The 13,932-nt window shown below is 73.9% G+C and carries 11 protein-coding genes; 5 read left to right on the forward strand and 6 right to left on the reverse strand.

All coding sequences use genetic code 11. From position 1 onward, the window contains the following. Window positions 1–47 precede the first annotated feature (47 nt). The gene (locus ACFFXY_RS15675; protein WP_382352297.1) at window positions 48–812 is read left to right on the forward strand and encodes an SDR family oxidoreductase; all 765 of its coding nucleotides are present in this window, start codon (window positions 48–50) and stop codon (window positions 810–812) included. Between the two features lie 45 nt (window positions 813–857). Here ACFFXY_RS15675 and ACFFXY_RS15680 read toward each other — a convergent pair whose 3' ends face one another. Together ACFFXY_RS15680 and ACFFXY_RS15685 are read right to left on the reverse strand one after the other, a co-directional pair. Continuing rightward, the gene (locus tag ACFFXY_RS15680; protein ID WP_382352300.1) at window positions 858–4,184 is read right to left on the reverse strand and encodes a DUF4132 domain-containing protein; all 3,327 of its coding nucleotides are present in this window, start codon (window positions 4,182–4,184) and stop codon (window positions 858–860) included. A gap of 99 nt (window positions 4,185–4,283) precedes the next feature. Then, window positions 4,284–4,649 carry a VOC family protein gene (locus ACFFXY_RS15685; protein WP_382352303.1) on the reverse strand — a complete coding sequence of 122 codons (366 nt, stop codon included), beginning with the start codon at window positions 4,647–4,649 and terminating at the stop codon, window positions 4,284–4,286. Between the two features lie 82 nt (window positions 4,650–4,731). Between ACFFXY_RS15685 and ACFFXY_RS15690 the strand changes: the two genes are divergently transcribed. The 4 genes from ACFFXY_RS15690 to ACFFXY_RS15705 all read left to right on the forward strand — a co-directional run bounded on the left by ACFFXY_RS15690 (window position 4,732) and on the right by ACFFXY_RS15705 (window position 9,701). After that, complete coding sequence (locus ACFFXY_RS15690) at window positions 4,732–5,670, forward strand: helix-turn-helix transcriptional regulator (protein WP_382352306.1); 939 nt, start codon at window positions 4,732–4,734, stop codon at window positions 5,668–5,670. Between the two features lie 139 nt (window positions 5,671–5,809). Further along, window positions 5,810–7,723 (forward strand): serine hydrolase domain-containing protein, encoded by a 1,914-nt coding sequence (locus ACFFXY_RS15695; protein ID WP_382352309.1) that lies wholly within the window; start codon window positions 5,810–5,812, stop codon window positions 7,721–7,723. An 11-nt stretch (window positions 7,724–7,734) separates the two neighbouring features. Further along, a complete protein-coding gene (locus tag ACFFXY_RS15700) occupies window positions 7,735–9,033 on the forward strand; it encodes a sensor histidine kinase (RefSeq protein WP_382352312.1) in 1,299 nt (432 codons plus the stop codon). Continuing rightward, window positions 9,030–9,701, forward strand: coding sequence for a response regulator (locus tag ACFFXY_RS15705; protein WP_382352315.1), 672 nt, complete (start codon window positions 9,030–9,032; stop codon window positions 9,699–9,701). Before ACFFXY_RS15700 ends, ACFFXY_RS15705 begins: the two co-directional genes overlap by 4 nt. On the opposite strand, the gene ACFFXY_RS15710 is transcribed toward ACFFXY_RS15705, so the two are convergent. The 4 genes from ACFFXY_RS15710 to ACFFXY_RS15725 are packed head-to-tail and all read right to left on the reverse strand — an operon-like array spanning window position 9,656 to window position 13,928. After that, window positions 9,656–10,933, reverse strand: coding sequence for a BadF/BadG/BcrA/BcrD ATPase family protein (locus ACFFXY_RS15710; RefSeq protein ID WP_382352318.1), 1,278 nt, complete (start codon window positions 10,931–10,933; stop codon window positions 9,656–9,658). The two genes, ACFFXY_RS15705 and ACFFXY_RS15710, sit on opposite strands and share 46 nt — an antisense overlap. A 4-nt stretch (window positions 10,934–10,937) precedes the next feature. Beyond that, complete coding sequence (locus ACFFXY_RS15715) at window positions 10,938–12,137, reverse strand: family 16 glycosylhydrolase (RefSeq protein ID WP_382352320.1); 1,200 nt, start codon at window positions 12,135–12,137, stop codon at window positions 10,938–10,940. A gap of 49 nt (window positions 12,138–12,186) precedes the next feature. After that, window positions 12,187–13,023 (reverse strand): carbohydrate ABC transporter permease, encoded by an 837-nt coding sequence (locus ACFFXY_RS15720; protein ID WP_382352323.1) that lies wholly within the window; start codon window positions 13,021–13,023, stop codon window positions 12,187–12,189. Continuing rightward, window positions 13,020–13,928, reverse strand: a complete 909-nt coding sequence (locus ACFFXY_RS15725; protein WP_382352326.1) for a carbohydrate ABC transporter permease — start codon at window positions 13,926–13,928, stop codon at window positions 13,020–13,022. The genes ACFFXY_RS15720 and ACFFXY_RS15725 overlap by 4 nt, the downstream gene beginning before the upstream one ends. Between the last annotated feature and the right edge of the window lie 4 nt (window positions 13,929–13,932).

The following is a 13,932-nucleotide window of genomic DNA, read 5'->3' on the forward strand; positions in this document are numbered from 1 at the left end:
ATGGACGATCTCTGCACATCCGGCCCGGATTCGCCCAGACTCGGGGCATGGACATTTCAGGGAACACGGTCTTCATCCCCGGCTCGACCTCCGGGATCGGCCTCGCGCTGGCGCTGGAGCTGCGGGCGCGGGGGAACACCGTCGTCGTCGGCGGGCGGCGCGCGGAGCTGCTGGAGCGCCTCGCGGCCGAGCACCCGGGGCTGGACACGGTGCGCATCGACACGGCGGACCCGGCGAGCATCGAGGCCGCCGCGAAGGAGGTGCTGGAGCGGCACCCGGACCTGAACGTGCTCATCGCGATGGCCGGGATCATGCGCGCCGAGGACTGGCGCCGGCCCGAAGGGTTCCTCGCGTCGGCCGAGGCGACGATCGAGACGAACGTGCTCGGGCCGATCCGGCTCATCGCGGCGTTCACCGAGCACCTCCAGACGCGCCCGGCCGCGACGATCATGACCGTCACGTCGGGGCTGGCGTTCGCGCCGCTGCGCGCGACCCCCAGCTACAACGCGTCGAAGGCCGCGATCCACATGCTCAGCGAGTCGCTGCGCCTCCAGCTCGCCGACACGTCGGTGCGGGTGGTGGAGCTGGTGCCCCCGGCGGTGCAGACCGACCTCATGCCCGGGCACGCGGCGAACGAGCGGAACCTGCCGCTGGACGAGTACGTCGCGGAGGTCATGGGGCTCATCGAGTCGCAGCCGGACGCGAGGGAGATCCAGGTCGAGCGCGTGAAGTTCCTGCGCTACGGCGAGGCCCGCGGGGACTACGACCAGGTAGTGGCGGCGCTGAACGCGAGCGAGCCCGCCAATCGGTGACCGACGAGCGCCGGGCCCTCCCGCGGGAGGGCCCGGCGCGTCGCGTCAGCCCGCGGCGACGACCTTGGCGAGGGCGGTGAGGGCCTCGGAGACCGCCACGGGGTCGCCGACGGTGAGGCCGGGCGTGGCCTGGGCCCGGGACCATCCGCCCATGTCGCGGTCGGCGATGGCGACCTGGTCGAGGGTCTGGACGTCCTGGGCGTTGACGTCGCCCGCGAAGATGCCCGGGTTGAGGTCGAGCACGAGGTAGCCGGTGCCGGGGAGCGCGCACCACATGCCGTTCTCGATCCCGGCGTCGAGCGCTCCGGCGCGGGTCCAGCCCTTCTTGACCAGGCCGAGGAGGCCGCCGACGTGGACGCTGGCCTTTTCGAAGCGGGCGACGTGCCCGGTGGCGAGCTCCTCGTCGGTGAAGGCGTCGGTTTCGCGGCCGAGCTGCGGGAACGGCTGCACGATCTCGTAGTCGGCGAAGACCTCCGACCACGCCGCGACCGAGTCGCCGAGGTGCACGGGGTGGGCGAGGCGCACCACCGCGTCCTCGGGGAGGTCCAGGGCGTCCTCGTTCGCGTCGGTGCGGGTGCGGTCCTCCGCGAGGCGGAACGCGACCGGCCCGGCGCCGTCGTCGGCGGTCCACACCAGGCGGCGGGCGAGGTGCCAGGTGAGCGGGTGGCGCACGAAGTGCTCGTCGAACTCCGCTGACGTCCAGGCGCGGCCGGAGACCATGGCGCGTTCGAGGCGCTTGACCTGGTCGGCGGCGACGGTGCGCAGTTCCTTGCGGAGGTTCGCGAACCGCTTGTAGGCGGCGTCGGCGAGGGCCGCGTCGTCCTTCGCGCCGGGCTTGGGGAGGGACTTGCGGGGCCTGCCGTCCTCGTCGGTGACGAAGGGCTTGAGCTGCTCGTCGAAGCCGACCTTGAATCGGCGCGGCCCGTAGTCGAGGACGAGCGCGTCGGCGTCGCGGAGCCCGTAGTCGGGCACGAGCCGGTCGGCGAGCTGCTCGGAGGTCAGGCCGAGCGCGGCCGCGATGGCGGTGATCTGCCTGCGGGCCTCCTCCTTGATGGCCGCGAACTTGGCCTTCTCGCCGATGCCCTGGATGGCGCGCAGGGCCGTCTCGGTGCCGAGCCCGCCGAGGACCTGGAGGCCCTTGACGGCGCGGTGGTGCTGGTTCTCCCCCGGCCAGCGCCCGATGAGCGGCGCGAGCGCGTGGACGGTGTCGTCGTCGCCGAAGTGGATGAGCTGGGTGAGGGCCCAGGAGTCCTCCCAGGGCGCTCCGGCGGTGAGCCACTGCTCGAACAGGGCGGTGGAGAAGCGGGTGAGGGACGCGCGGTCGCAGGTCTCGGCGAGGACGGCGACGCCCGGGTAGTCGTACTCGGGCGTGCCGAGGCCGAGGATGATCGCGGCGGTGCGGGCGGCGCTGTCGGGGAGGGCGCGGTCGGGAACGGCGCCGTCGCCGCCGGGGAGCAGGAGCTGCGGGAGCGCGGCCGGGGAGACCCACGGGCCGGGGTCCGGGACGGGGACCCCGGCGGGCATGAGCGGGTCGGCGTCGGCGAGGGGTTCGATCGCCGCGGCGGCTTCGGGCCCGTAGTGGGCGGCGGCCTCGCGCACGGCCTGGGCCCGGCCGGAGGCGGCGAGGTAGCGGAGGGCGGCTTCGGCGGCGGCGCGGGGCTTCTTGGGTTTGGCGAGCGCGTCGGGGACCAGGAGGAGGACGGCGTCGGGGCCGTGCCGGTCGAGCCAGGCGAACGCGAAGGGCCGCAGGGTCTTCAGGCGGGCGAGGGCGTCGGCGGCGAGGCGGGCGGCGGTGAGGTTGACGACGGGCAGGAGGATGCCGCGCAGGGACGCGTCCGATCCGGCGAGGAGGGCGACCTGGTTGGCGACGGCCTCGCCGTGGTTGGCGAGGATGCGGCGCAGGACGTTCGGGTCGGTGTAGCCGGTGCCGGGGTCCCATGCGGCGGCGTCGGGGACGCGGTCGGCGGGGGCGAGCGCGAGGATGCGGGTCTTGTGGTGGGCGCTGGCCTCGGCGAACCGGGCGGCCTCTTCGGCCCAGTCGCGGTCGCGGTCGCCGTAGCGCACGCCGACGTCGAGGTTCTGGGCCTCCTCGCGTTCCCCTGGGGCCCATTCGACCCGGTTGACCGGGGGCGGAACGAGTCCTTTGACGACGACGGGCGGGCCGGTGTCGGCGTCCTTGGACCAGGGCGGGGCGGTGAGGAGGGCCGGGAGTTCGTCGGCGGGCGCGGCGGGAAGGCGCGCGGCGTCGGCGGTGGCGGTGGCGGCCTCGATCGCGGCGCGAACGTCCTCGTCCTGGGCGGCGAGCGCGGGGCCGAGGAGCATGGGGTCGCTGTGGAGGAGTGCGGTGAGGCGCTTGAGGATCGCGGGTTCGGCGTCGGGGAGACGGACGGCGACGGCGCGGAGGGCGCGCTGGGGGAAGCGGGCGGCGGCCTCCATGGCGAAGGTGATGGCCTGGGGGTCGTCCACGCGGTCGAGGAGCATGCCGAGCGCCTCGTCGGAGGGCATGATCGCGAGCGCGCGGTGGAGGATCTTCCGCTCGTTGGAGTCGCACCAGGAGGTGAACTGGGCTTCGATGACGGGGAACGCGTCGGCGCCGAGGCGGTGGAGGAGGTCGGCGGTGGCCTCCGCGCCGACCCAGGCGGGGCGCAGGCGGGTCGGGTCGAAGGCGTCGAGCTGGTGGCGGGTCGCGATGACGTCGAGGAGGAGGTCCGAGGCGGCGGGGTGCGGCTGCTGCGCGCGGTGCTCCTCGCAGACCTGGTCGAGCCAGTGCTCCTCGTCGGGGACGAGGAGGCTCACGGCGAGCCGGTGCGCGGGGTCGGTGCGGTGGGCGGCGAGGGCGGTGACGACGGCGTCGTAGTCGGCGTCGGGGAGGGCGGCGAGGTGCGCGCGCCGGACCCCGAGGTCGGTGGAGCCGCTGACCCAGGCCCAGTGGTGGTCGCGCAGTTCCTTGGGGCGGAAGGCGGTGCGGCCGTCGCCGGGGAACTCGGCGACGAGGCACAGGGACTCCACGACGGCGGCCGCGGCGAAGGGGAGGCCGTGGTCGGCTTCGACCGCGTCGGCGGCGGGGCCGTTGTACGGGGTCGAGCCGGGCATTTCGAGCTCGACGGCCGCGATGACCGTCGCCGCGCCGAGGACGTCCGCTTTGCCGTCGAGGAACGCCAGGCCCGCGGGGCCGTGCTCGCCGTCGGCGGCGGACAGGGTGGCGCGGACGAAGCCGTCGTACTTGGCGAGGAGTTCGCGGCCCTTGTCCGGGACGGCCTTGCGCCTGCGGGGCTTGGCGCCGCCGCGGCGGGGCTTGACGAAGCGGCTCCAGGCGGCGGGGAGGTCGAGGCGGTCCTCGTCGGGGAGCGCGGGGTTCTCGGATTCGGTCACGGGCGCCAGTCTAGGAACCGGGTACGACAGCGTTCGGGCTGGTGCACACCGTGATCGGACGGAAGCGGGCGGCGACGCGGGGCCGCCGCCCGCACCGGACTAGTCGACGGGGGCGACCCGGATCAGGTTGCCGTCGGGGTCGGCGGCCACGAAGGTGCGGCCGAAGACCTCGTCCTGCGGCGCGCTGACGATGGCGACGCCCTTGGCCTTCCACGCGTCGTGGAGCGCGTCGATCCCCTCGGGCCCGCCCGGTTCGGCGACGCACAGTTCGCTGGTGCGCACCGGGTTCGCGGCGAAGTCGACGTTGGAGCGGCCCCACAGCGAGAGGCTGATGCCTCCCCCGAGGTCGAAGGCGATGTAGCCCGGGGTCTCGAAGACCGGTTTCAGGTCGAAGAGGTCCCCGTAGAAGCGGGCGGCGGCCGGGGCGTCGGCGACGTAGACGATGAAGATGTTCGGTGCGGGCATGATGCCCTCCTTTCCGTCGGGACCGCCACCGTAGGCGCGGAACCTGACGGGATCTGTCAGGTTCTCTGGGAGAATCGGCCGTATGACTCCCGACAGGTTCTTCTCCCTGCTCCTGGCCCTGCGGACGCGGCCGGAGACGACGGTGGCGGCGCTCGCGGCCGAGACGGGCGTGTCGGACCGGACGGTGATGCGGGACCTGCACTGGCTGCGGGACGCGGGCTTCCCGGTCCTCATGCGCCGCGGGAAGTACGGCGGCGTGTCGATGCTCCCCGGGGGCGGGCTCGACTCCGGGCGCCTGACGCCGGGCGAGCGGGAGCACTTGGCGCTCACGGGACTCGACGTGGACCAGCGGCGGCGCCTGGGCGTCGAGCAGGTGAGCGGGCGGGCCCTGCGGAAGGTGACCGGGGCGCGTGGGCCCGACGACCTGATCGCGGTCGGCGACCTCGTCGTCAGCGACAACCGGCCCTGGTTCGGGCCCGAGCCCGCCGGGACCTCCCCCGCCGCGCTCATCGGGGACCTGCGCCGCGGGGTGCGGCTGCGGGTCCGGTACGAGCGCGAGCGCGAGGCGGCCCGGTGGCGCACGGTGGACCCGTACGGGCTCTTGGCGAAAGGCGGCCGCTGGTACCTCGTCGCGGACGAGGAGGGGCGCCCGCGGCTGCTCAACCTCCAGCGAGTCGCCGAGTGGGAGCCGCTGCGTACGGCCAGGCGCCTGCGCGAGGGGGCCGGGCTCGCCGCGGTCGCCGCCGAGCTGACGTCGGGGTGGGAGTCCTCCGGGGATCTCGAAGTGCGCCTTCGGGTCCAGGAGTACCAGGTGGAGCGCGCCCGGCGCATCCTCGGCTCGCGCCTGTCGGTCGGGGAGGCCGAGCCGGACGGCTGGCGGTCGGCGGTGCTGCGCTGCCGGGTCCTGGAGGACGTGCGCCAGCTCCTCGCCTTCGGGGCGACGGCGACCGTCACCGGCCCGCCGGAGGCGGTGGCCCGCGTGAAGGAGCTGGCCCGGGAGATCCTCGACCACTACGAATAAGACCAGCGGCGGACGGGTTCGGCGGTCGCCTCCCCCAAAGGTCGTAAGCGGATTTCCGACTCGCGCGAGAAGTCGGGAAGGTCCCTTCCCGGACAGTATTGCGAGGTCAGACCGAGACCACGCACCCGATGGAGACGACATGACCGCCCGACACCTCGCCGCCGCCGCGGCCCTAGCCGCGGTCGCAGTGCTCGCGACCGCCTGCGGGAGCGCCGCGCCCGCGGCGCCCGACCCGCACGTCCCCGACGCGCCCGAGGCGCTCACCGCCGCGAACGTCGACGCCTGGCTCGACGAGACCCTGCCCGGAATGCTTGAGGCCGAAGGGATCGCGGGCGCCAGCGTCGCCGTCGTCGGCGGCGGGGAGGTGCTCACCACGCGCGGGTTCGGGACCGCCGCGCCCGGGACGCCCGTGGACCCGGCCGACACGCTGTTCCGGCCCGGCTCGATCTCGAAGGTGTTCACCGCGACCGCCGTCATGCAGCTCGTCGAGGCAGGGGAGCTCGACCTCGACGCCGACGTCGCCGCTTACCTCGATTTCGAGATAGAACGGAACTACCCCGACGACCTGACGCTGCGGCACCTGCTCAGCCACACCGCCGGGTTCGAGGAGCGCGTCGCCGGGCTCATCGGCCTCGACGGCGAGGAGGTCGACCTGCGCGCGGCGCTCGCGACCGACCCGCCCGAGCAGGTGTTCCGGCCCGGCACGACCCCGTCGTACTCCAACTACGGCAACGCCCTCGCCGGGTACATCGTGGAGCGCGTGAGCGGCGTGCCGTTCGAGGAGTACATCGAAGCGAACCTCCTCCAGCCGCTCGGCATGGACTCCTCCTCGTTCCGCCAGCCGCTCCCCGCCGACCTCGCGGGCCGCGTCTCGGAGGGGTACGACGACGCCGGCGGCCCGGCCCAGCCGTTCGAGTACGTCGGCACCCCGCCCGCCGGGGCGCTCTCGGCGACCGCCGACGACATGGCGAAGTTCATGCTCTCGCAGCTCGGCGTCGGCACGCAGCTGCTCGAAGCGGCGACGCGGGAGCAGATGTTCTCCCCCGCCCTCGAAGCGGACAGCCTCGGCGCCTTCGCTGAAGCGCCGCGCATGACCCTCGGCTGGTTCCAGGAGGACCAGAACGGGCACCGCGTCGTCGGCCACGGCGGCGACACGAACTTCTTCCACTCGCACCTGAACCTCTACCCCGAGGACGGCGCCGGGATCTACGTGTCCTTCAACAGCACCGGCACCTCCGGGACCGCCACGATCGGCCTGCGCAGCGGCCTCATGCGCGACTTCGCCGACCGGTACTTCCCCGGCGAGACCGCATCGACCGCGGTGGAGGGCTCGAACGCCGAGCTCCTCGCCGGGACCTACCACTCCTCGCGCGGCTTCCACAGCACGTTCCTGTCCGCGCTCGACCTGTTCTCCACCACCGAGATCACCGCCTTGGACGACGGCCGCATCGCGTTCGAGGCCGACCCGGGCACGCTCGAACCCGCCGTCTACGAGCAGGTCGGCCCGGACCTGTGGCGCGAGGTCGGCGGCGAGCGCCTGCTGGCGGTGCGCGTCGAGGGCGGCGAGGTCACCGGCATCGTCCACGACGCCGCGTTCACGCTGCTGCCCATGGACGTCGAGCGGCGGCTCCAGCTGCCGCTCACGATCGGCGCCCTCGCGGTGCTCCTCTTCGGACTCCTCGCCTGGCCCGCCGGGGCCCTCTACCGGAAGCTGCGGCGCCGTCCCGGCCCCGGGCCCGAAGGGCGGCGCTGGCGGGTGCTCGTGCGGATCGCCGCCGCGTGCTCGGTGCTCGCCATCGCCGGATGGGCCGCGGTCGTCATGCTCGCCATGGGGCTCCAGGACCCGTCCGCGGCGCTCATCCGCGCCGTGCAGGTCCTCCAGCTCGCCGGGGCGCTCGGCCTGGTCCCCGCCGTGGTGCGGCTCGTCGGCGAGATCCGGCGCAGGGCCGGGTGGCGGGCGGTGACCGGTACGGTGGTCACGCTGCTGGCCCTCGGCGCGGTCGCCGACTTCGCGATCGAGTTCCAGCTCCTGTCGCCGAACATCTCCTACTGACCGGAGGAAGCATGTCCGCGCCCGCTCCGGCGGCCGCCCTCACCCCGGGAGAGCGCCTCGACAAGGCGCTCTCCCGGGCCCGGGCCGCCCGGCCGTTCACCAAGGACGCCGCCCTCGCGGTCGCCGTCGCCGCGACCACGCTGGGGCTGTACGCGGTCCTGGCGCGGCTCGCCCCGGCCGACGCGTCGCTCCAGGTCACCGCCGCCGAGGTGTGGACCATGGGCGCGCTCGCCGCGGCCCAAGGGCTGCTGCTGTGCCTGCGGCGGATGCGGCCGGGCCTGTGCCTGGCGCTCGTCGTGGCCGTGCAGCTCGGCGTCATCGCCGTCGCGCCGCAGATCATGGCCCAGGGCTTCGGCCCGGCCATCGCGGCCTACACGCTGGGGACGCTCGCGTCGGCGCGGTTCGCGTTCACCGCCGCGGCCGTCGCCGTCGTGCTGGAGACCGGCGCCTCAGTGGCCGCCACGTGGGGCGAGCCGGGCGCGGCGGTCACCGTCCTCAACCAGCTCGGATCGAGCGCGCTGCTGTACGCGGCGGCGTCCATCGTGGGCGCCTACGTGGCGACCCGCCGCCGCAACTGGGCCCTGGCGCAGGAACGGGCCGAGCAGGTGCTCAGGGCCGCAAGGGAACGCACCGAGCGATCGGTCCGGGCCGAGCGGACCCGCATCGCCCGGGAGCTCCACGACGTGGCCGCGCACCACCTGTCGGGCATGGTCGTCCAGGCCGCCGCAATCGAGCGGCTCATCGACCGCGACCCGGCCGCCGCGAAGGACGGGGCCGCGTGGATCCGTACGCAGGGCAAGGAGACCCTCGCGAACCTGCGGCAGGTCGTGGGGCTCCTGCGCGAACGGGGTGACGCCGGAGACGGCGACGCGCCCGTGCCGGGCCTCTCGGCACTCGACGCGCTGGTGGCGGAGTCGCGGCGGCTCGGCGATGACGTGGATTTCGCGCGCGAGGGCGAGCCGCTGGTGCTGCCGCCGATCGCGGACATCTCGTTCTACCGGATCGCGCAGCAGGCGTTGACGAACGCCCGCCAGCACGCGCCGGGCGCACCGGTGCGGCTGCGCCTCGCGTACACCGATCATGCGGTGGAGCTGCTGGCCGCCAACGGGAGTGCGCGGCGCGCGGTCGCCGAGGCCGGGCACGGCGGGACCGGCCTGGTCGGGATGCGCGAGCGCGCCGACCTCGTCGGGGCCGAGTTCGCGGCGGGCCGGGTCGCGGACGGCGGCTGGAGTGTGCGGCTACGGCTGGCGGTCCGCGAGGCCGACCGGGAGCGGCAAGGCGAGGCGTTCACGAAGGAGGGGAAGCGATGATCAAGGTGCTGCTCGTGGACGACCAGGCGGTGGTCCGCGCCGGGTACCGGGTGATCCTGGAGGACGCCGGGGACATCGAGGTGGTCGGCGAGGCGTCGAACGGGCCGTCGGCGGTGGTCGCCGCGGCGCAGCTCGCGCCCGACGTCGTCTGCATGGACGTGCGCATGCCCGGCGGCGACGGCCTCTCGGCCACGCGCGAGATCGTCGCGGCCCGAGACGGGGACCGCCCGGCGGTGCTGGTGGTGACCACGTTCAACCCCGACGAGTACGTGTTCGGGGCGCTCGAAGCAGGCGCCAGCGGGTTCATCCTGAAGGACTGCGAGCCGGAGGACCTGATCGACGCGGTCCGCAAGCTCGCCGAGGGCAAGGGCCTCGTGGACCACGCGGTCACGCACCGGGTCATCACCGAGTTCGCGCAGCGGCGGCGACGCCCCGGGGCCTCGGCCGCGGCCGGGGTGCTCACGGCCCGCGAGCTGGAGATCGTGCTGCTGCTGGCCCGCGGGATGTCGAACGCGGAGATCGCGCAGGAGCTGTTCGTGGAGACCAGCACGGTCAAGTCGCACCTGGGCCGGGCCATGACGAAGATCGGCGCGCGGGACCGGGTGCAGACCGTGGTGTGGGCCTACGAGAACGGCCTGGTGGAGAACGGCGCGACCGAGGGCCGCTGAAGCGAGAGCACCGCGAGCTTCGCGGCCCCGAGCTCGGCCGGCCCCGCCTCGGTGACCGGCGCACCGGGCCAGGCCGCGGCGAGCCGTGCCCGGACGCCGTCGCGGACCGGGGCGCTGCCGCGGAGCACGCTCCCGGACAGGACGATCGGCGTCGCCTCACCCGCGTCCCGCACGCTGGCGACGGCCGCGGCGAGATGCGCGGCGGCCTCGTCCAGGATCGCCGCGGCGTGCTCGTCCCCGGCCAGCGCGGCCTCGGTGACAAGCGGCGCGAGCCGGTCGAGGCTGCGCGGCGGGCGCTGATGGACGGCGATGACGAACGCGTCGGAGGCGGCACGGGAGTCGCGCCGCGCGTCGGCGGTCAAGCCGCCTGGTCGCGTACCGGCGGCCCTCACCTCGGCGGCGCCCGCCGTGCCCTCGGACCACCGCCGATCGGCGCCGCCGCCGGGCGTGCCCGCGGCACTGGCCGGGTCGGTGGATATGGAATCCGTTGCGGCCGTCGCGGTTACGTCGGGGCCACCGTCGAGTTCACCGGTGTGACCGCCCGCGGCACCGGCCGGGTCGGTCGACGTGGAGTCCGCTGCGGCCGTGTCGGTCGCGTCCGCGGCAACTGCCGGGTAGGTCGGCACGGAATGCGTTGCAGCCGTTTCAGTTTCGCCAAGGCCCCCGTCGAGGACGGCCTGCATGACCAGGTGCGTCAGAAGTGTCGGGGGGCGTCCGGATTGGAGGCTGGCGGCTGTGTCGGCGGCGGCGCGGCGGCCTATCCAGAAGCCTGAGCCCTTGTCGCCGAGGAGCCAGCCGAGGCCGTCGCCGACGCGGGTGATGCGGTCGGCGTCGATGCGGGCGGCCGCGGCTCCGGTGCCCGCGATGAGGACCGTGCCGAGCGGGGCGTCGGTGCCCGAGGCGAAGGCGACCTGGGCGTCGCCGACGGCCGCGACCGGGCATTGGAGCCCGGCGGCGTCCCAGACGCGCTGGAACGCCGCCGAGGTCTCGGGCCGGTCGAAGCCGCTGACCCCGGCGAGGCCGAGGACGGCGGCCGCGATGCGGCGGGGGTCGGTACCGGCCAGGGCGGCGGCGAGGGCGCGGGCGACCTCCGCGGCGGCGAGGTCGGGCGGGACGGCCAGCGGGTTGCCCCCGCCGGCGGCGCCCCGGCCGACGACCGCGCCGTCGAGGGTGGTCGTGACCGCGCGGGAGGAGGTCCCGCCGACGTCGAGGCCGAGTACCAGCGTGCTCATGGGATCAGCATGGCCCCAGGTCGGTCCATTGCGGCGTCCAGCCCGGCTCGGAGCCCTGGGTCCACCAGTTCGCGCGCCACAGGTGCTCGCCGTCGCCGGACTTCGGGCCGCTCGGGTCGCCGTTCGCGCTGCGCTCGTGGACGACCGTGTTCCCCGCGGTATAGACGGAGGCGAAGGTCCAGTCGGGCGCGGTGCCGCAGTCGGCGCCGGTCGGCGGGTCGGTCGGGTCGGTGGGCTCCTCGGTGGTGGGCGGGGTGGTGGGGCATTCGCCGCCGCCGGTGCCCACGGTGTCGGTGTGGTCGACGCCGTCGGCGCGGTACCCGGCGACGCGGGCGTTCACCTGGGCGGGGCTGAGGACCTCGCCCGCGGTGTGCATGACGTAGTCGACCTGCTGGTTGTAGACGCTGGTGCCGCCCGCGTGGGCGGCGGTGTCGATGAACCAGAGGTTGAAGTTGATGGACATGGGGGTCTCCGGGTAGTACTTCCCGGAGTGGTCGGCGACGAGCGCGCCGTCCACGTAGTACTTGACGTGGCCGCCGGCGACGGTGAAGACGAGGTCGTGCCAGCCCGCGTAGCTCTGGCGCTGGTTGTTGTTGATGTTGTCGGCGATCCAGGGCTCGGCCTGGTAGGTCTCCCAGGTGGTCTCGTAGAGGATGCTGCCGGTCTCGCCCCAGCCGCCGTTGGGGAGGTACTCGAAGTCGATCTCGCCGTAGTCGGGGTCCATGGGCGCGTCGAGCGGTGTGATGGTGAAGAACGTCTCGACGAGGTGGTCGCCGTCCGTGCCGCTGACGGGGGCGTCGGCGAACTTGACGCGGGCGGCGTAGGTGCCCTCGAAGAACTTCTGCTGGTGGAGGAGTTCGGCGTGGCTGGTGCCGCCGCCGGTGCCGTCGGTGGCGGCGCGCAGTTGCAGGGACTTCGCGCCGTCCACTGTGGGGAAGGTGATGTTGCTCGCGGGCCAGGCGGCGCCGGGGACGCCGGGGCCTCCGGCGTTGGTGCGGACGGTCCAGCCGCGGGCGGCGATGTTGGGGTCGGAGGCGGAGTCGTAGGCGAAGTCGTCGAAGAGGACGCCGTCGCAGGCGGCGGGCTCGGCGGCGTCGGCGGTGCGGTCAGCGTAGGTCGCGGTGGCGGTGCCCGCCGCGGCTACGGCGAGGACGGCCGCCGCGACGCCGAGGAGGCGCCTGCGCGGGGTGCGGATGGTGGTCATGAGAGCTCCCTTTCCTGTTGAACTCGTGTCGCACGGATCTGGGGACGGGTCAGCGGACCGCGCCTGCGGTGAGGCCGGCGCGGATCTGCCGTTGGAAGAGGACGTAGGCGGCCAGGACCGGGAGGATCGCGATGACGAGTCCGGCGAAGAGGCCGGAGAAGTCGCTGCGGTAGCCCTGGCTGACGGCGAGGGCGGCGAGGCCCTGGGCGAGGACGTAGCGGTCGGGGTCGGGGTTGAGGACGAGGGGCAGCAGGTACTGGTTCCACAGGCCGAGGAAGTTGAAGATGCCGACGCTGACGATGCCGGGGCGGGCCATGGGGAGCATGACCCTGAAGAACACCCCGGTGTGGGAGCAGCCGTCGATGAACGCGGCTTCGGCGGTGGCCGCGGGGAGTCCGCGGAAGAAGGCGTGGAGGAAGAACACGGTGAAGGGCAGCGCATAGGCGGCGTACACGAGGATGAGCCCGTGGTAGGTGCCGAGGAGGCCGAGCTGGTCCACGACGAAGAACAGCGGGACGAGGGCGAGGAACACGGGGAAGAGCATCCCGGCGACGAGTCCGAAGTAGATGATCCGGTTGCCGGGGAAGTCGTAGCGGGCGAGGCAGTAGGCGGTCAGGGCCCCGAGGAGCATGACGAGGAGGAGGGCGCCGCCGACGACGACGAGCGTGTTGAGGAGGTAGCGCCCGATGTGGGCCTCCTGCCAGGCGCGGACCCAGTTGCCCCACTGGGGGGACGCGGGGAGGGACCACGGGCTGGCGAAGATCTCGGCGTCGGTCTTGAGGGAGGAGAGCACGGCCCATGCGAGCGGGAGGGTCACGAGGAGGGCCCAGGCGGCGAGGACGAGGTGGAGCACGGTGTCGGTGAGGCGCGGACGTCTCGGTCTCATGCGAGTTCCACCTTCTCTCTCCTGGTGGCGCGCAGGGCGAGCGCGGTGAGCGTGAGGGTGATGAAGAAGAGCGTGACGCCCATGGCGGAGGCGTATCCGAACTCGCCGTAGGTGAACGCGGCGCGGTAGAGGGTGAGGCCGATGACCTCGGTGGCGTTGTCGGGGCCGCCGGGGCCCACGGTCATGATCTGGACCAGCGCGAACCCGTCGAGGGCGAGGATGCCGAGGTAGACGTAGGCGACCTGGACGCTGTCCCACACGAGCGGGAGGGTGATGCGGCGGAACACGGTGAACCGGCCCGCGCCGTCGAGGGTGGCGGCCTCGACCACGTCGGTGGGCACGGACTCCATTGCGGCGGTGAAGAGCACGACGTAGAAGCCGACCGCGGACCAGACCATGACGGCGGTGACGGCGGGCAGCGCGGTGGCGGGGTCGGCGAGCCAGGCGCGCTGGAGGCCGTCGAGCCCGACGGCGCCGAGGAGGCCGTTGAGGAGCCCGTCGCCGGGCGTGTAGACGAACTGGAAGAGGACGCCGAGGATGGCCACGGACAGCAGCTGCGGGAAGAAGTAGACGATCCGGTAGAGCCCGGAGCCGCGCACGCCGCGCCGCCCCGTGCCGCCGCCGAGGGTGAGGCACGCGGCGAAGAACAGGGCGAGCGCGATGGTGGCGGTCGGGACGACCACGAGCATGATCCCGTTGTTGCGCAGGGCCGCGAGGAACAGGGGGTCGGACCAGAGGTCGGCGAAGTTCGCCAGGCCCACCATGCCCGCTTCGGCGGACAGGCCGTCCCAGTCGGTGAGGGCGAGGTAGAACGCCTGGGCGTAGGGGGAGACGACGAAGACGCCGTAGAGGAGCAGGGGCGGCGCGAGCGCCCCGATCAGGAACCGGTGCCTGCCGTGTCGCATGGCC

This window comes from Glycomyces mayteni (assembly GCF_042428885.1).
In the GTDB taxonomy this organism is placed as follows: Bacteria; Actinomycetota; Actinomycetes; order Mycobacteriales; family Micromonosporaceae; genus Glycomyces; species Glycomyces mayteni.